Genomic DNA, 17,698 nt, shown 5'->3' with positions numbered 1-17,698 from the left:
CCGCGCACAGCGTGGTTACGGCCCGGTGTGGGGCGTTCTTGAGCGCGTATGCAGGAGATAACACGGGTGGGATACGCGCTGGAAGGGGCGTGTAAGCAAGTGCGCCTCAGTATGGGATTTCACGCCGCGCTGACAGGCAGCGGCGGATCACAACCTTCGCTTGCTTCTCTTGATTAAGAGTTCTCTGATGGGGAGGGAGAGAGGCGGCACGTATGCTGTTTGTGCGCGTGTGTCGATGTTCGCGCATGAAGTTGGCACATCACTTTGCGCATGTAGTCGTTGCAACTCTCCGATTCCCGCCCTTGGCTCCCCCGGCTTGGGCGGTTCTTTTTTTGGGGCGGTGGGTTTGGCAGATGCGCTCTCGCCTCTGCGCTTTGATCTTTGCGTTTTGGCTTCTGCGTTTTGGCTTCTGCGTTTTGGCTTCTGCGTTTTGGCCTCTACGTTCTGGCCTCTACGTTTTGGCCTCTACGTTCTGGCCTCTACGTTTTGGCCTCTACGTTTTGGCCTCTACGTTTTGGCCTCTACGTTTTGGCCTCTACGTTTTGGCCTCTACGTTTCGGCCTCTACGTTTTGGCTTCGCGTTCTGGCCTCTGCGTTTTGGCCTGTGCGTTTTGGCTTCTGCGTTCTGGCCTCTACGTTTTGGCTTTTGCGTTTTGGCTTCTGCGTTCTGGCCTCTACGCTTCGGCTTCTGCGTTTCGGCTTCTGCGCTTCGGCTTCTGCGTTTCGGCTTCTGCGCTTCGGCCTCTGCGCTTCGGCCTCTGCGTTTCGGCCTCTGCGCTTCGGCTTCTGCGCTTCGGCCTCTGCGTTGCGGCTCCCGCGCTTCGGCCTCTGCGTTTCGGCCTCCGCACTGCGGCCTCTGCCCTCCGCGTCCTGGTCTTGCGCCGCGGCTGTCGCGGATGCCCGCCACAGCCACGCCCCCAACCCCTTCCCGCCTTATTGCCGCACCGGCTTCTTCGCCAGCTTTCTCTGCAGCGTACGTCGATGCATGTTCAGCGCGCGCGCCGTCGCGGAAATATTGCCGTTGTTCTCGGCCAGCGCCCGCTGGATGTGTTCCCATTCGAGCCGCGCCACGGAAAGCAGCGTCGGATTCTCGATGGCTTCCTCGGCCGTCTGCTCGCTGGCCTGCTCGTGAAGCGCCGCGAGAATCGTCTCGACGTTCGCCGGCTTCGCGAGATAGTTGTCCGCGCCGTCCTTCACGGCCTGCACCGCCGTCGCGATGCTCGCATAACCGGTCAGCACCAGAATGCGCGCATCGGGTTGCAGATCGCGCAGCGGCGCGACCAGCCGCAGGCCGGAATCGTTGCCCAGATGCAGGTCCACCGTGATCTGCCCGAACTTGTGCTGGTTCGCGAGCTTCAGTGCTTCATCCGCGTCGTGCGCCTGATGCGCGGTGTAGCCGCGCCGCGTGAGTCCGCGGGCGAGGATGCCGGCGAAGACTTCGTCGTCGTCGATGATCAGAAAGTTGGTATCGCTCATGCTGTTTTCTCCGTGATTCACCCGTAGCGTCCCGATTCGAGTTCAGGCCGCCTTGCTTCGTTCAGTTCGTCCCGCCTGCACCGCTGCGCCGCGGTTCGGCAGACGCAGCACCGCGCGCGTGCCGTGCGGCTCGCCATCGTGCAGTTCGATCGATCCGCCCAGCCGCGCCGCCGCCGCGAACGCCAGATACAGGCCGACGCCATGTCCGCCCTGCGTGCTGTCCACCGGCGCCGCGCCGAGCGCCACGCGCAACGCGGGCGGAATGCCGGGGCCGCGGTCGGTGACATCGAAACGCACGCACGGCGTGGCATCGATGGTTTCGGCGCTCGCCTGCAAGGTCACCGATTCGCTGCTGGCGCGCGCCGCGTTGTCGAGCAGGATGGTGAGGATCTGGCCGACCGCCACCGGGTCGTCGATCGACGCCTCCGCCGGCGCCGCGCCGATCTGCGCGAACTTCACCTGCGGATGCCGCAGCCGCCATTGCTCGATGAAGCTGGCGAGCCATTCGTCCAGCGCCTGGCGGCTGGACGGCCCGGTCGCGCGGCTGCGCAGGCGCGCGAGCGCCGAGGTGCACAGCGCCATCTGCTGTTCGAGCAGTTCGAAATCCGCGGCGTAGGGCGCGAGGTTGCGATCGTGGGCGGCGGAATCGCGCAGTTCCTCGGACAGCATCGCGATGGTCGACAGCGGCGTGCCCATTTCGTGCGCCACCGTCGCGGCCTGGACGCCGAGCGCCACGGCCCGTTCGTCGCGCAAGTGGCGCTGCTGGGCATCGGCGAGAGCGGCGTCGCGCACGCGCAGCGCCCGCGACATGCGCGCGACGAACCAGCCGATCAGCCCGACGCTCACCATGAAGTTGACCCACAGCCCCATGCGGAAATAATCGAACAGGTTGGCCGGATTCTCGATATTGAGCGGCACGTAGTTGTAGCTGAGCAGCGCGTAGCACGCGACGGCGAACAGCGCGAGGCAGGTCATCATGCCCCACGGCAGCACGGCGGCGGCGATCGCCAGCGACGGCAGATAGAGCGTGACGAATGGATTGGTCGCGCCGCCCGAAAGGAACAGCAGGGCCGAGAGCGCGCCGAGATCGACGCACATCTGCCCGAACAGCTCCATGTTGGTTTCCGGCCGCGCCCGCGCGACGCGCAGCCACGTGAGACCGTTGAACACCATTTCGAGCGCGATCACGAGCAGCATCGCCGGCAGCGGCAGTTTCGCGCCGTAGAAGATCTGCACGACGGCGATGCTCGTCAGCTGGCCGATGATCGCGAGCGAGCGAAGCCAGAAGAGATGACCGAGATTGACCCGTCCGGTGGTGGTTATGCGATGCATCTGAGTGAGTATCCGTCGACGCGTGGCGGAACGCCGAGCGCTGACATGCGCCCTGGCGACATTATCCCGCTTGCATCAGGCTTGCAGCGGCATCTGGCGCGATTTGTCGCACCTCGGCGGCACGGCATGGGTTCTGCTAATCGGAAAGACCGTCACGCTCGATCGAAGCCGCAAGACACGACGGACACATGCATGTCGCGCTTGTTTGCAGTTGGTCGAACGGCAGTTTCGGAAGGTCCGCGCACCAGCAGGCCGCGTCGCCTGCCAGCACGCCGCAGCGAAACGCCGCGCCGCAGCGGGCGCAGGTCTGTGCAACGGCCGACGTGGCTTGCGGCGCCTGCGCGGCGATCTTTTCGAAAGCCATGTTCATCATCTCGTCACGGTTCTGTACGAACGATGATCGCATGCCCGGCCACCCGCCGGAGACGCTGAGGCGGCACGCGGCAATTCGTCCTGCTGCGTCGCGTCAGTCCTGTACAATTCCGCGTGTTTAAACGCTCCTCGCCTCATTTGCCGCCATGTCCGAGCTTCCCGACCTCACGCAAATCGCCCCGACCCTGAAGGCCGAAATCCTGGCCGAGGCGCTGCCCTATATCCGCCAGTATCACGGCAAGACAGTCGTGATCAAATACGGCGGCAATGCCATGACCGAAGAACGCCTCAAGCAGGGCTTCGCGCGCGACGTGATCCTGCTGAAGCTGGTCGGCATCAATCCGGTGATCGTGCATGGCGGCGGTCCGCAGATCGACCAGGCGCTCAAGAAGATCGGCAAGCAGGGCACCTTCATCCAGGGCATGCGCGTCACCGACGAAGAAACCATGGAAGTCGTCGAATGGGTGCTCGGCGGCGAAGTGCAGCAGGACATCGTCACGCTGATCAATCACTTCGGTGGCCATGCGGTGGGCCTGACCGGCAAGGACGGCGCGCTGATCCACGCGCGCAAGCTGATGATGCCGGATCGCGATAATCCGGGCCAGTTCATCGACATCGGCCAGGTCGGCGAAGTCGAGGCGATCAATCCGGCCGTCGTGAAGGCGCTCCAGGACGACGCGTTCATTCCGGTCATCTCGCCCATCGGCTTTGGCGAAGACGGCCTTTCGTACAACATCAACGCGGACCTCGTCGCGGGCAAGCTCGCCGTCGTGCTGAATGCGGAAAAGCTCGTCATGATGACGAACATCCCCGGCGTGATGGACAAGGAAGGCAACCTGCTCACCGACCTCTCCGCGCGCGAGATCGACTCGCTGTTCGCGGACGGCACCATCTCCGGCGGCATGCTGCCGAAAATCTCCTCCGCGCTCGACGCCGCGAAGAGCGGCGTGCGTTCGGTGCACATCATCGACGGCCGCATCGAACATTCGGTGCTGCTGGAAATCCTGACCGAACAGCCGTTCGGCACGATGATCCGCTCGCATTGAGCCGCATCGCATCCCTCCCGACGCCCGCCCCCGCGCGGGCGTTTTCTTTGGCGCCCGGCACCCCACCATGACTCCGCAACGTCCCGCTCGCCGCCGTCACGTGAAAACGCGCGGCCCCGTCTGGCTCTTCGACCTCGACAACACGCTTCATCACGCTTCGCACGCCATCTTCCCGGCGATCAACCGCGGCATGACGCAGTACATCATCGACCGGCTGGGCGTGGACATCGACGAGGCCAACCGGCTGCGCGTCGGCTACACGGTGCGCTACGGCGCGACGCTGCTGGGTCTCGTCAAGCACCATGGCGTCGATCCCGCCGACTTCCTGCGCGTGGTGCACACCTTCCCCGACCTGCCTTCGATGGTGCGCGCCGAGCGCGGCCTCACGCGCATCCTGCGCGCGCTGCCCGGACGCAAGATCGTGCTCACCAACGCGCCGACGCTCTATGCGCGCGCGGTCATGGCGGAACTGGGCATCGGCCGGCTGTTCGAGCGCGTGATCGCCATCGAGGACATGCGCGAAGGCGAGCGCTGGCGCGCCAAGCCCGACGCGACGATGCTGCGCCGGGAAATGCGCCGCGCCCACGTGCATCTGCGCGACGCGATCCTGGTCGAGGACACGCGCGGCCATCTGAAGAGTTACCGGCGGCTCGGCATCCGCACGGTGTGGATCGTCGGGCACTTGCCGGTGGCGAAGACGTCGAGCGGCGGCTTGTCGACGCGCCTGCCGGGCATCGGACGGCCGCATTACGTGGACCGCACGGTGCGCTCGTTGCGCGCATTGACGCTCGGCATGCGCGGCGGCGCGATGCGCTGAACCCTACGCCGCCTCGGCGGCCTTATGACGTTTTCCGCTATACTTCTTCGCTAACGAGATTCTCTCGTATCACTCACACGCGCCGATTTGCTGACTCGATTGCGGGCGCGCGAACCTCACAGGGCATCATCGCGGGGTTCACTATAAATGCGGCTAAAGAGGTCGTCAGCCGCGCACGCTTTCCCTCGCGCATCGCCGACACCCGTTTAGCCGCTCGAACAAGGCGGAATGAATGGAATCGATCGGCATCGTCACGCCCCAGACCCTGCGTTTCACCGAGCCGCTTGCCATGCAGAACGGCTCGTCGCTCGCCGACTATGAACTGGTCGTCGAAACCTATGGCGAACTCAACGCCGCGCGCTCGAACGCCGTGCTCGTGTGCCATGCGCTGAACGCCTCGCATCACGTCGCGGGCGTGTATGCCGGCGAGCCGAAGAACGTCGGCTGGTGGGACAACATGGTCGGCCCGGGTAAACCGCTCGACACGAACCGCTTCTTCGTCATCGGCGTGAACAATCTCGGCTCGTGCTTTGGCTCGACCGGCCCGATGAGCGTCGACGGCGCCACCGGCAAGCCCTACGGCGCGCGCTTCCCGGTCATCACGGTGGAAGACTGGGTCCATGCGCAGGCCCGCGTGGCCGACCGCTTCGGCATCGAGCGCTTCGCGGCCGTGATGGGCGGCAGTCTCGGCGGCATGCAGGCGATGGCGTGGAGCATGATGTATCCGGAACGGCTCGGGCATTGCATCGTCGTGGCCTCGACGCCGAAGCTCTCCGCGCAGAATATCGCGTTCAACGAAACGGCGCGCTCCGCGATTCTCTCGGATCCCGACTTCCACGGCGGCGACTACTACGCGCACGACGTGAAGCCGCGCCGCGGCCTGCGCGTCGCACGCATGATCGGCCACATCACCTATCTGTCCGACGACGACATGGCCGTGAAATTCGGCCGCGCGCTGCGACGTGCCGAAGGTGCGCTCGATGCCTACAACTTCAACTTCGACGTCGAGTTCGAGGTGGAGTCGTATCTGCGCTATCAGGCGGACAAGTTCGCCGAATACTTCGACGCGAACACCTACTTGCTGATCACGCGCGCACTGGATTATTTCGATCCCGCCAAGGCCTTCGACGGCGATCTCACGAAGGCGCTGGCCAACACGCAGGCCAAGTATCTCGTCACGAGTTTCACGACCGACTGGCGTTTCGCGCCTGCGCGCTCACGCGAGATCGTCAAGGCGCTGCTCGACAACAAGCGCACGGTCAGCTACGCCGAGATCGACGCGCCGCACGGCCACGACGCCTTCCTGCTCGACGACGCGCGCTATCACAACCTGATGCGCGCCTATTACGAGCGCATTGCCACGGAGATCGGCGCATGAACCAGAACACACTCGATTCGCTCGCGCTGCGTTCGGATTTTCGCGCCATCGCGCGCTGGGTGGAGCCGCGTTCGACGGTGCTCGACCTCGGCTGCGGCGACGGCTCGCTGCTCTCGCTGCTCGGCGAGGAACTCGACGTGACGGGCTATGGCATCGAGATCAACGACGCCGGCGTGCTCGCCTGCGCGCAGAAGGGCGTGAACGTGATCCAGCAGAATCTCGAAGACGGCCTGCGGCTCTTCGAGGACGACAGCTTCGACTTCGCGGTCCTCTCGCAGACCTTGCAGACTATTCACCAGACGGCCGCGATCCTGCGCGAAACCGTGCGCGTCGGGCGCCAATGCATTGTGTCGTTTCCGAATTTCGGTTACTGGCAGCACCGGCTTTCGGTGTTGCAGGGACGCATGCCGGTGTCGCGCTCGCTGCCCTATCAGTGGCACAACACGCCGAACGTGCGCGTGCTGACCATCGAGGACTTCGAGGCGCTGGCGCCGGAAGTGGGCATCGAGATCCTGGATCGCGTGGTGCTGCATGGCGGGCAGGTGGTCCGTTGGGGCGCGAACTGGCGTGGTAGTCTTGCGGTCTATCGCGTGAAGCGCCGGTAACCGCCGCCGGTGCGCTCACGCATCGACCACTGCCCGTACACGACATGCCCGATACGCCACACGAGGCGCCCGCTCTAACCGCTCACGAAGAACATCCAGGCTGGCGCGCGTTTCTCAACAAGCGCATCCTCATCTGCGTCTTTCTCGGCTTCACCTCCGGATTGCCGCTGTTCACGCTGTTCAGCCTGTTGCAGGCATGGCTCACCACGGCCCACGTCAATGTGAAGGAGATCGGCCTGTTCGCGCTGATCGGACTGCCCTACACGTGGAAGTTCGTCTGGTCGCCGCTGATGGACCGCTTCATCCCGCGCTTCCCAGGCTGGCGTCCGGGCCGGCGGCGCGGCTGGATGTTCGTCACGCAAGTGCTCGTCATGCTGGCGATCGGCTCGTTCGGGTTCTTCTCGCCGGAACAGAACATCTGGGCCGTCGCAGCGGTGGCTGCGCTGGTGGCGTTCTTCGGCGCGAGCCAGGACATCGTCATCGACGCCTATCGGCGCGAATTGCTCGCCGACACGGAGCAGGGCCTCGGCAACGCGGTGCACGTGAATGCGTACAAGGTCGCGGGGCTGGTGCCCGGATCGCTGTCACTCATTCTTGCCGGCTTCCTGCCGTGGAAGACGGTCTTCATCATCACCGCCGCATTCATGCTGCCGGGGCTCATCATGACGCTCGTCGTCAAGGAACCGGAGATTCACGGCACGCCGCCGAAGAGCCTGCGCGAAGCGATCGTCGAGCCGTTTCACGAATTCATCACGCGCGACGGCTGGCGCGCCGCCTTGCTCGTGCTCGGCTTCATCTTCCTGTACAAGCTCGGCGACACCATGGCGACCGCGCTCGCCACCAAGTTCTTCCTCGACATCGGCTTTTCGCTCACGCAGATCGGCGTGATCGCCAAGGCGGTCGCGTTCTGGGCGAGCATCGCGGGCGGCCTGCTCGGCGGCATCGCGCTCGTGAAGATCGGCATCGCGCGCGGGTTGTGGATCTTCGGTGCATTGCAGATCGTCGCGACGCTCGGCTTCGCGTGGCTCGCGAAGATCGGGCCTTCGCCGCTGGCGCTCGCGGTGCTCTATGGCTTCGAAACCTTCGCCACCGGCCTCACGCTTGCCACGTTCACCGCGTACATTGCGAGCACCACGGACCCGCGCTACACCGCCACGCAATTCGCGCTCTTCACGAGCCTCGCGGCCGTGCCGCGCACCTTCGCCGCGGCAGGCAGCGGCTATCTCGTGAGCGAGGCCGGCTGGTTTCCGTACTTCCTGATCTGCGTCGTGCTGTCGCTGCCGGGCATGTTACTGTTGCCCAAAATCGCGCCCTGGAGAACTCAACGATGACGGTGTCTTATCCGCGTCGCGCCCTGATTTGCGTACTGGCATGGGCGACGTGCGCGCCTTTGTCCGCGCGCGCTCAGGACGAGAAGAGCGCGCCGCCGCCGTACACCGCGCCGAACAACCAGATTCGTTTCGGCAATACCGCACTGTTTCGCAATCTGATTCCGCCCGCAACGCTCGAAGCCCAGTCCGCGCAGGAATACGCGCAGGTCATCCACGACGCCCAGCGCGACAAGACGCTGCTGCCCGACACGAATCCGCTGGTCAAGCGCGTGCGCGACATCGCGAATCATGAAATTCCGTTCGCGCTCAAGTGGAACGACCGCGCGAAGAACTGGAAATGGGAAATCAACGTCATCAAGTCGTCCGACGAGCGCATGGTGTGTCTGCCGGGCGGGAAGATCATCGTCTATAGCGGGCTGATCGACCGACTTCATCTGAACGACAACGAGATCGGCATGATGATCGGCCACGACATCGCGCACGCGCTGCGCGAGCATGCGCGCGAGCGGCTCGGCAGGCAGCAGGCCGCACAACTGGGCGCAGGCACGATGCCGCAGTATCTGGGTTTGTCGAACTATGGGTCGCAGCAGCCGGATGTCGGCGACCAGCTCATGTCGATGCGCTATTCCCCCGCCGATGAAACCGAAGCCGATGTGATCGGCAGCGAGATTGCCTCGCGCGCGGGCTACGATCCGCGCGCGGCCGTCACACTGTGGAACAAGATCGATACCGGCACGCGCCGCACCGACGACGGCTTCATCTGGCTGCATCCCTACGGGCCGGACCGCCGGCAGGATCTGCTCAAGCGCATGCCGGACATGATGCCGCTGTATGCGAAGGCGGTGGGCAAGACCATCGACCAGTTGCCGAACTACGCGGGACTGGGCCGGTTCAAGAAGTCCGGCCGCTAGCGCCGCTGAGTCCGGCCGGCCTTACTTCTTCTTGCCGAGCTTCCAGTCGTAATCGATGATCAGCGGCGCGTGATCGCTGAACTTGATGTCGCGGAAAACGGAGGTCTGCTTCGCCGTGGCGGCCACTTCCTGGGTCGCGATCTGATAGTCGATACGCCACCCGACGTTCTTCGCATACGCCTGACCGCGATTGCTCCACCATGTGTACTGTTCGGGGCGCGTGTCGAGCGTGCGGAACACGTCGACATAGCCGACGTCGTCGAAGAGCTTCGTGAGCCACGCGCGCTCTTCGGGAAGGCAGCCTGAATTCTTCTGGTTGCTCTTCCAGTTCTTGATGTCGATTTCCTTGTGGACGATATTCACGTCGCCGCACACGATCACTTCACGCTCTTGCGAGAGTTCCGTGAGATGCGGCATGAACTCGTCCATGAACCGATACTTCGCCTGCTGGCGCTCGTCGCCGCTGGAGCCGGACGGCACGTACACGGAGATGACCGAGAGCTTGCCGAAACGCGCTTCCACGTAGCGCCCTTCCGGATCGAACTCCGCCGACCCGAAGCCGATGATCACGTCATCCGGTTCATGCCGCGTGTACAGGCCCGCGCCGCTGTAGCCCTTCTTCACCGCGTGCTGGAAGTAGCCTTGAAAGCCGTGCGGCGCGAGGAATTCGGGCGTCAGGTCGTCCTGCGAGCACTTGATTTCCTGCACGCACACGACATCGGATTTCTGCTCGCCGAACCAGTCGAAGAAGCCTTTCTTGGCGGCCGAACGGATGCCGTTGAGATTGGCGGTGATCACGCGAAACATACGCTTCCTTTATTTGAGTTTGTTTCCTGGGTTCGGCTCACTCGACCTTCACGCCCTTCAGCGATTCCTTCGCCGCCGGGAATTCCAGCTTCATGCCTTGCATCGTGCGCAGCAGCAGTTCGGCCACCATCAGGTTGCGATGCGTCTTCGAGTCGGCCGGAATGATGTACCACGGCGCCTCGTCCGTCGAGGTCGCGCCGAGCGCGGCGGCGTAGGCGTCCTGATACGCGTCCCATTGCTTGCGCGCTTCGAGGTCGGAGACATCGAACTTCCAGTGCTTGGTCGGATCGTCGATGCGCGCCTGCAAGCGTTCGCGCTGCTCGTCCTTCGAAATATGCAGGAAGCATTTGACGATGGTCGTGCCGCTGTCCACAAGCAGCGCCTCGAAGTCGCGCATATGGCGATAACGGCGCTCGCATTCGTCGCTGTCGATGGTCTTCAGCACGCGCGGCACGAGCACGTCTTCGTAGTGGCTGCGGTTGAAGACCGCGAACTCGCCGGCCATCGGCGCCTGCGCATGCACGCGCCACAGGAAGTCATGCGCGGCCTCGCGTTCCGACGGCGCGCGAAACGGCACGATACGCAAGCCGAGCGGATCGACGTCATGGAACACCGCGCGCACGGTGCCGTCCTTGCCGCTCGTGTCCATGCCTTGCAGCACGAGCAACACCCGTTGACGGCGCTGCGCATGCAGCTTCTCCTGCAAGTCGTCGAGCTGCGCGCCGATCGCCGCGAGCCGCTCGCGGTCCGCGTCCTTCGAGCCGAGCGAAAACGGCTTCGCAGCGGGATCCACCGCGCTCAGGTCGAACGGCTTCAGCTTCTTGCCCGCGTCGAAGAAAGGGATGCGGAAGTCGTCCAGTTCAGGTTTCTTTGCCATGTCTGTTCTTTGACGTCGCCAATGAAAAAGGGCTGCGGCCAGGCTTAACCGGCAGCAGCCCGTTCATGCATGATTCGGACGCTCAGGATAGCTTCTTCTTCAGCAGTTCGTTGACTTGCTGTGGGTTGGCTTTGCCCTTTGTCGCCTTCATCGCCTGGCCGATCAGCGCGTTGAACGCCTTTTCCTTTCCGGCGCGGAATTCCTCGACCGATTTCTGGTTCGCCGCGAGTACTTCGTCGATGATCGCTTCGAGCGCGCCGGTGTCGGAAATCTGCTTCAGCCCCTTCGCCTCGATGATGCGGTCCGCTGCGCCTTCGTCGGTGGCCTTCTCTTCCCAGATCGACAGGAAGATGTCCTTGCCGATCTTGTTCGAGATGGTGCCGTCCGCGATGCGCTGGATGATCAGCGCCAGTTGCGCGCTCGACACCGGCGACTCGCCGATCTCCAGCGACTCGCGGTTCAGCTGCGCCGACACATCGCCCATCAACCAGTTCGCGGCGATCTTCGCCTGGCTCGCGCCGGCCTTCTGCACGAGCGCCTCGAAGTACGACGCCATCGCCTTAGACGCCGTCAGCACGCCGGCATCGTACGGCGTGAGGCCGTAGGACTCGACCAGGCGCTGCTGCATGTCCGCCGGCAGTTCCGGCATCTCGCCCTTCACGCGATCGATCCACGACGCTTCGATCATCAGCGGCATCAGGTCCGGGTCCGGGAAATAGCGGTAATCGTGCGCGTCTTCCTTGCTGCGCATCGAGCGCGTTTCACGCTTGTCCGGGTCGTACAGACGCGTTTCCTGCACCACCGTGCCGCCGTCCTCGATCAGTTCGATCTGGCGGCGCACTTCATACTGGATGGCTTCTTCGAGAAAGCGGAACGAGTTCAGGTTCTTGATCTCGGCGCGCGTGCCGAACTCCGCTTGCCCCATCGGCCGGACCGAGACGTTCGCGTCGCAGCGGAACGAGCCTTCCTGCATGTTCCCGTCGCAGATGCCGAGCCACATCACGAGACCGTGCAGCGCCTTCGCATACGCGACCGCTTCTGCCGCGCTGCGCATCTCCGGCTCCGTGACGATCTCGAGCAGCGGCGTGCCCGCGCGGTTCAGATCGATGCCCGTCATGCCCGCGAAGTCTTCGTGCAGCGACTTGCCCGCGTCCTCTTCCAGATGCGCGCGCGTCAGGTTGACGGTCTTCGAATAGGCTTCCTTGCCGGCCTTCTCGTTGGCCGGCACCTGGATCGTCAGCTGTCCGCCCTGCACGACCGGAATCTCGTACTGGCTGATCTGATAGCCCTTCGGCAGATCCGGATAGAAGTAGTTCTTGCGCGCGAAGATGCTGCGCGGCGCGATATGCGCGCCGATCGCGAGGCCGAAGCGGATCGCGCGCTCCACGGCGCCGCGGTTCATCACCGGCAGCACGCCGGGCAATGCGAGATCGACGGGGCTGGCTTGCGTGTTCGGCGCCGCGCCGAACTGCGTGGCCGTGCCGGAAAAAATCTTGGAGACGGTGGAAAGCTGCGCGTGCGTTTCCAGACCGATGACGACTTCCCACTGCATGATCAGACTCCCGCTGCCGATGGTGCCTTACGGTGCCAGTCGGTCGCGCGCTGATACGCGTCGGCGACCTGGAGCATCCGGGCTTCGTTGAAATAGTTGCCGATGATCTGCAAGCCGACCGGGCGCTGCGCGTTCGCGCCCGCGCCGAAGCCGCACGGCACGCTCATGCCGGGCAGGCCCGCGAGGCTCACGGACAGCGTGTAGATGTCGGCGAGATACATTTGCACGGGATCGTCGGCCTTCTCGCCGAGATTCCACGCCACCGAGGGCGCCACCGGCCCCATGATTACGTCGCACTTCGTGAACGCGTCCTGGAAGTCGCGCGCGATGATGCGGCGGATCTTCTGCGCCTGCAGGTAGTACGCGTCGTAGTAGCCGTGCGACAGCACGTAGGCGCCCACCAGGATGCGGCGCTTCACTTCCGGCCCGAAGCCTTCGGCGCGCGACTTCTTGTACATGTCGAGCAAATCGCGGTAATCGGCCGCGCGATGCCCGTAGCGCACGCCGTCGAAACGCGACAGATTCGACGACGCTTCTGCCGGCGCAATGATGTAGTACACGGGAATCGAAAGCTCGGTCTGCGGCAGCGAGACGTCGACGAGCGTGGCGCCGAGCGTTTCATATTGCTTCAGCGCGGCGTCGATGGACGCGCGTACGTCGTCCGCCAGACCGGCGCCGAAATACTCCTTCGGCAAGCCGATGCGCAGGCCCTTGAGCGGCTGGCTCGCATCGTCCGAACCGTTCCAGCCCTTGCCGAGATGCCGCGTGTAATCCTCGTTCTCGCGCTGGAGGCTGGTGGAATCGCGCTCGTCGAAGCCGGACATCGCGTTGAGCAGGAGCGCGCAGTCGGCGGCGCTCTGTGCCATCGGGCCGCCCTGATCCAGCGACGACGCAAACGCGATCATGCCGTAGCGCGACACACGGCCATAAGTCGGCTTGATGCCCGTGATGCCCGAGAACGACGCGGGCTGGCGAATGGAGCCGCCGGTATCGGTGCCGGTGGCGGCAGGCGCGAGACGCGCGGCCACCGCCGCTGCCGATCCGCCCGACGAGCCGCCTGGCACGGCCTTCGTGTCCCACGGGTTCTTGACCGCGCCGAAGTACGAGTTTTCGTTCGACGAGCCCATTGCGAACTCGTCCATGTTGGTCTTGCCGAGCGTGACCATGCCGGCCTGCTTCAGGCGCGCGACGACGGTGGCGTCGAACGGGCTCGCATAATTTTCCAGCATGCGGGAGCCGGCCGTGGACGCCCAGCCGCGCGTGACGAACACGTCCTTGTGCGCGACCGGCACGCCGGTCAGCGCGCCGGCATTGCCTTGGGCGATGAGCGCGTCGGCGGCCTTTGCCTGTTCGAGCGTGAGTTCGCGATCCACGCCGATGAACGCATTCAGGTCCTTCGCGGCCTCGATGCGTTGCAGATACGTCTGCGCCAGTTCGACTGCGGAGATGTCCTTCGAGTCGAGCGCGGCGCGCAATTCGGTCAAGCTTTTTTGATGCATTGCAGTTCCCTGATGGGCGCGGCTGTCAGGTGGCCGCGCGCGGTGTCGCTGTGTGGCTAAGTCCGGCGCGCGCGGCGCCGGCGGCCGTTGACTTATTCGATCACCTTGGGCACGAGATACAGTCCGTCCTGCACGGCAGGCGCGGAACGCTGGAACTCTTCGCGCTGAACACGCTCTGAAACAGCGTCGTCGCGCAGACGCAGTGCGACTTCCTCGATCTGTTCGATCGGATGCGCAAGCGGTTCGATGCCGGTCGTGTCAACAGCCTGCATCTGCTCGACGAGGCCGAAGAAGTCATTGAGCCGCGCGAGTGTGGGTTCGGCTTCGTGTTCGGGCAGTTCGAGCCGCGCCAGATGCGCGATGCGTTTTACGTCGGTCAGGGTCAAAGACATGGGATCACCGGAGAAAAGCGTGGACCGCCCCAGTTGCGAAAACTCTAGCTGCGTCAGCCAGTTACGAACCTGGAAGGAGCCCTCGGAAGCAGGCTTTGGGATGACGGCGGATGCCATCCATTTCCTGTAGATGCCCCCAAATTATAAGGTATCATTACACGTTCGACTCACCTCTGGATCGGCCTGTCAGCGGCTTTCTCCCTGGATTCGTCCCTTGCGAGAAACGTTTGCATCGGACCATCCGCTCAGCAGTAGATTTTCTCCCGGTTTTGCGGCCTGCGGCGTCGGTTCACCGCCCGGCAAACCGTTACTTTTCCGCTGCCGTTTCCGGCGCTTCGAGCGACGAACGGCCATCCCCAGCGAGACAGGATTTTTGAATGTTCGGTTTTTTGCGCAGCTATTTCTCCAACGACCTGGCCATTGACCTCGGCACCGCCAACACGCTGATCTACATGCGCGGCAAAGGCATCGTTCTCGACGAGCCCTCGGTCGTTTCCATTCGCCAGGAAGGCGGTCCCAACGGCAAGAAGACCATTCAGGCGGTTGGCAAGGAAGCCAAGCAGATGCTCGGCAAGGTGCCCGGCAACATCGAAGCCATCCGGCCGATGAAGGATGGCGTGATCGCTGACTTCACCGTCACGGAACAGATGATCAAGCAGTTCATCAAGACCGCGCACGAATCCCGCATGTTCTCGCCGTCGCCGCGCATCATCATCTGCGTGCCGTGCGGGTCCACCCAGGTCGAACGCCGCGCCATCAAGGAAGCCGCGCACGGCGCCGGCGCCTCCCAGGTGTATCTGATCGAAGAACCCATGGCCGCTGCCATCGGCGCGGGCCTGCCGGTGTCGGAAGCCACCGGCTCGATGGTGGTCGACATCGGCGGCGGCACGACGGAAGTCGGCGTCATCTCGCTGGGCGGCATCGTGTACAAGGGTTCGGTGCGCGTGGGCGGCGACAAGTTCGACGAAGCCATCGTCAACTACATCCGCCGCAACTACGGCATGCTGATCGGCGAGCAAACGGCCGAAGCCATCAAGAAGGAAATCGGTTCGGCCTTCCCCGGCTCCGAAGTCAAGGAAATGGAAGTCAAGGGCCGCAACCTGTCCGAAGGCATTCCGCGCAGCTTCACTATTTCGAGCAATGAAATTCTCGAAGCGCTCACGGACCCGCTGAACCAGATCGTGTCGTCGGTGAAGATCGCGCTGGAACAGACGCCGCCGGAACTCGGCGCGGACATCGCCGAGCGCGGCATGATGCTGACGGGCGGTGGCGCGCTCCTGCGCGACCTCGACCGCCTGCTCGCCGAGGAAACCGGCCTGCCGGTGCTCGTCGCCGAAGATCCGCTGACCTGCGTGGTGCGCGGCTCGGGCATGGCGCTCGAGCGCATGGACAAGCTCGGCAGCATCTTCTCCTACGAGTAAGCCGCTCCGTGCCGCTCCGTGGCAATGCCGCCGCAACGCCCGCTGATTCTCCCGCTCGCTGCTGTTCGCGGGCAATCGGCGCGGCTACCGGCGCGGCCACTACAATGTCCCGCGTAACGCGACGCGAGCACGGCCCGGCAGGTGTCCGGGCCGTTGTCGAACCCGCGTAGGGCAGGCCCCGCTTCGTGCGGCCAAGCCTGCAGCATCGATCCATCCGTTCCCGCCCTCGGCGCCGACCATGGAATACAGTCCGCCGCCCCTTTTCAAGCAAGGCCCTTCCGCGCTCGCGCGCCTGATCTTTTTTGTGGTCCTCGCGATCGCATTGCTGGTTTCGGACGCGCGTTTCAGCACGCTCGAAATCGTGCGCGGCATGCTCGGCGCGGGTCTCTATCCGCTGCAGCGCGCGGCGCTCGTGCCGCGCGACATCTTCATGGGCGCGGCGGATCTCGCCGTGACCAGCGCCACGCTGCGTAGCGAGAACAAGAAGCTCGCCGACAAGAATCTCGAACTCTCCGTGAAGGCCGGCGACGCGGCGCAACTCGCGGTCGAGAACGCGCATCTGCGCGCGCTGCTGAACCTGCAGTCGCGCGCCTCGACCGACGAAACCCCCGCCGAGATCCAGTACGACACGCGCGATCCGTTCACGCAGAAGGTCGTGATCGGCAAGGGTTCGCAGCAGAATATCCAGGACGGCGCGCCGGTGGTCACCGAAGACGGCGTGATCGGTCAGGTGACGCGCGTGTTCCCGTTGCAGTCGGAAGTCACGCTGCTGACGGACAAGGATCAGGCCGTGCCGGTGCAGATCGCCCGCACGGGCTTGCGCAGCGTCATCTACGGCACGCCGAAGGGCGACACGCTCGACCTGCGCTTCGTGCCGATCAGCGCCGACGTGCAGGCCGGTGACGACCTCGTGACCAGCGGCCTCGACGGCATCTATCCGCCGGGGCTGCCGGTCGCGAAGGTGCTGCGCGTCGACAAGCAGGCCGACACGGCGTTCGCGCGCGTGGTGTGCGTGCCGGTGGCGGCGGTGCGCGGCGCGCGCCAGTTGCTCGTGCTGCACTACAACCGCAACGAGCCGCCGAATCCGATCGAAGTGGAAGCCGCTGCGGCGGCCAAGGAAGCGAAGGAAAACAAGGGCAAGAAGAAGCCTGCGGCGAAATCGGCGGCGGCGGCGGTGGCGGCCGGGGCGAGCGGCGCATCGGCGCCGGCTGCGGGCTCCGCGCCCGCCGCGGCGGAAAAGCCCGCAGAAAAGCCGGCTGAAAAACCCGCCGCAAAGGCCGCGGCGCCCAAGGCGGCATCGAATCCGGCGGCGCGACCGTCGAAGAAAGCGCATATGCCCAAGCCCGCGTCATCGGGAGCCGCGCGATGAACCGCCCGCAATACATCCTGCAGCCGGTCAATCCGTACTTCATCACCTTCAGCCTGGCCGCCGCCTTCCTGCTGAACCTGATGCCGTGGGGACGCCTGATCGGCGTGCCGGACTTTGTCGCGCTCGTGCTGCTGTTCTGGAACGTGCATCAGCCGCGCAAGGTCGGTATGGGCATCGCGTTCATGCTGGGCATCCTGATGGACGTCCACAACGCCAACCTGCTGGGCGAGCACGCGCTGGCCTACACGCTCTTGTCCTACGGCGCGATCACCATTCACCGCCGCGTGCTGTGGATGGCGCTGCCGGTGCAGATGTTCGTCGTGGCGCCCTTGCTGGTCGGCGCGCATCTGGTGCCGTTCGTGATCCGCCTGATGACGGGCGCCGCCTTTCCGGGCTGGAGCTATCTGGTCAACGGTTTCGTGGAAGCGCTGCTGTGGCCGGTCGCGAGCTTTTTCCTGCTGATGCCGCAGCGCCGCGCCGCCGATCCGGACGACACCCGCCCGATCTGACCCG

Annotated in this window: 17 protein-coding genes; 9 read left to right on the top strand and 8 right to left on the bottom strand. The window is 64.5% G+C overall.

Annotated features, from left to right (window positions below):
* Positions 1 to 933: 933 nt before the first annotated feature.
* The 3 genes from QCE88_RS01890 to QCE88_RS01880 form a co-directional block, all read right to left on the bottom strand.
* On the bottom strand, positions 934 to 1,476 hold the full coding sequence (locus tag QCE88_RS01890; protein WP_309806955.1) for a response regulator transcription factor: 543 nt from the start codon (positions 1,474 to 1,476) through the stop codon (positions 934 to 936).
* 42 nt (positions 1,477 to 1,518) lie between these two features.
* Entirely contained in the window at positions 1,519 to 2,808 is a 1,290-nt protein-coding gene (locus QCE88_RS01885) for an ATP-binding protein (protein ID WP_309898699.1), read from the bottom strand.
* 136 nt (positions 2,809 to 2,944) lie between these two features.
* On the bottom strand, positions 2,945 to 3,172 hold the full coding sequence (locus QCE88_RS01880; protein WP_309898698.1) for a cysteine-rich CWC family protein: 228 nt from the start codon (positions 3,170 to 3,172) through the stop codon (positions 2,945 to 2,947).
* A gap of 154 nt (positions 3,173 to 3,326) precedes the next feature.
* Here QCE88_RS01880 and argB point away from each other — a divergent pair, with 154 nt between their 5' ends.
* The 6 genes from argB to QCE88_RS01850 all read left to right on the top strand — a co-directional run bounded on the left by argB (position 3,327) and on the right by QCE88_RS01850 (position 9,268).
* On the top strand, positions 3,327 to 4,226 hold the full coding sequence (argB, locus tag QCE88_RS01875) for an acetylglutamate kinase (RefSeq protein WP_309806951.1): 900 nt from the start codon (positions 3,327 to 3,329) through the stop codon (positions 4,224 to 4,226).
* Between the two features lie 67 nt (positions 4,227 to 4,293).
* Positions 4,294 to 5,043, top strand: coding sequence for a pyrimidine 5'-nucleotidase (locus QCE88_RS01870; protein ID WP_309829977.1), 750 nt, complete (start codon positions 4,294 to 4,296; stop codon positions 5,041 to 5,043).
* Positions 5,044 to 5,275: 232 nt separating this feature from the next.
* On the top strand, positions 5,276 to 6,421 hold the full coding sequence (locus tag QCE88_RS01865; RefSeq protein WP_309898696.1) for a homoserine O-acetyltransferase: 1,146 nt from the start codon (positions 5,276 to 5,278) through the stop codon (positions 6,419 to 6,421).
* Positions 6,418 to 7,026 carry a methionine biosynthesis protein MetW gene (gene metW / locus QCE88_RS01860; RefSeq protein WP_309806948.1) on the top strand — a complete coding sequence of 203 codons (609 nt, stop codon included), beginning with the start codon at positions 6,418 to 6,420 and terminating at the stop codon, positions 7,024 to 7,026. The genes QCE88_RS01865 and metW overlap by 4 nt, the downstream gene beginning before the upstream one ends.
* 44 nt (positions 7,027 to 7,070) lie before the next feature.
* Positions 7,071 to 8,357: an AmpG family muropeptide MFS transporter gene (locus QCE88_RS01855; protein ID WP_309898693.1), complete on the top strand. Its 1,287-nt coding sequence runs from the start codon at positions 7,071 to 7,073 to the stop codon at positions 8,355 to 8,357.
* Positions 8,354 to 9,268 (top strand): M48 family metallopeptidase, encoded by a 915-nt coding sequence (locus QCE88_RS01850; RefSeq protein WP_309898691.1) that lies wholly within the window; start codon positions 8,354 to 8,356, stop codon positions 9,266 to 9,268. Before QCE88_RS01855 ends, QCE88_RS01850 begins: the two co-directional genes overlap by 4 nt.
* 21 nt (positions 9,269 to 9,289) lie before the next feature.
* On the opposite strand, the gene QCE88_RS01845 is transcribed toward QCE88_RS01850, so the two are convergent.
* The 5 genes from QCE88_RS01845 to gatC form a co-directional block, all read right to left on the bottom strand.
* Entirely contained in the window at positions 9,290 to 10,075 is a 786-nt protein-coding gene (locus tag QCE88_RS01845; protein ID WP_309898689.1) for an exodeoxyribonuclease III, read from the bottom strand.
* Between the two features lie 37 nt (positions 10,076 to 10,112).
* Entirely contained in the window at positions 10,113 to 10,952 is an 840-nt protein-coding gene (locus QCE88_RS01840; protein WP_309898688.1) for a PPK2 family polyphosphate kinase, read from the bottom strand.
* An 82-nt stretch (positions 10,953 to 11,034) separates the two neighbouring features.
* Positions 11,035 to 12,507: an Asp-tRNA(Asn)/Glu-tRNA(Gln) amidotransferase subunit GatB gene (gatB, locus tag QCE88_RS01835; RefSeq protein WP_309903323.1), complete on the bottom strand. Its 1,473-nt coding sequence runs from the start codon at positions 12,505 to 12,507 to the stop codon at positions 11,035 to 11,037.
* The gene (gatA, locus tag QCE88_RS01830; RefSeq protein WP_309898685.1) at positions 12,507 to 14,003 is read right to left on the bottom strand and encodes an Asp-tRNA(Asn)/Glu-tRNA(Gln) amidotransferase subunit GatA; all 1,497 of its coding nucleotides are present in this window, start codon (positions 14,001 to 14,003) and stop codon (positions 12,507 to 12,509) included. Before gatA ends, gatB begins: the two co-directional genes overlap by 1 nt.
* A gap of 92 nt (positions 14,004 to 14,095) precedes the next feature.
* Positions 14,096 to 14,395 carry an Asp-tRNA(Asn)/Glu-tRNA(Gln) amidotransferase subunit GatC gene (gatC, locus tag QCE88_RS01825; protein ID WP_309903321.1) on the bottom strand — a complete coding sequence of 100 codons (300 nt, stop codon included), beginning with the start codon at positions 14,393 to 14,395 and terminating at the stop codon, positions 14,096 to 14,098.
* A gap of 377 nt (positions 14,396 to 14,772) precedes the next feature.
* On the opposite strand from gatC, the gene QCE88_RS01820 reads away from it, so the two are divergent.
* The 3 genes from QCE88_RS01820 (at position 14,773) to mreD (ending at position 17,694) form a co-directional block, all read left to right on the top strand.
* Positions 14,773 to 15,816, top strand: a complete 1,044-nt coding sequence (locus QCE88_RS01820; RefSeq protein WP_004189550.1) for a rod shape-determining protein — start codon at positions 14,773 to 14,775, stop codon at positions 15,814 to 15,816.
* A 238-nt stretch (positions 15,817 to 16,054) separates the two neighbouring features.
* A complete protein-coding gene (gene mreC, locus QCE88_RS01815; RefSeq protein ID WP_309898683.1) occupies positions 16,055 to 17,185 on the top strand; it encodes a rod shape-determining protein MreC in 1,131 nt (376 codons plus the stop codon).
* Positions 17,182 to 17,694: a rod shape-determining protein MreD gene (gene mreD, locus QCE88_RS01810; protein WP_309898680.1), complete on the top strand. Its 513-nt coding sequence runs from the start codon at positions 17,182 to 17,184 to the stop codon at positions 17,692 to 17,694. Before mreC ends, mreD begins: the two co-directional genes overlap by 4 nt.
* The last annotated feature ends 4 nt before the right edge of the window (positions 17,695 to 17,698 follow it).

Origin of the sequence: Caballeronia sp. LZ035, from assembly GCF_031451175.1 — a bacterium.
Lineage (GTDB): Bacteria > Pseudomonadota > Gammaproteobacteria > Burkholderiales > Burkholderiaceae > Caballeronia.
This window is presented reverse-complemented; position numbering and strand designations above follow the sequence as displayed.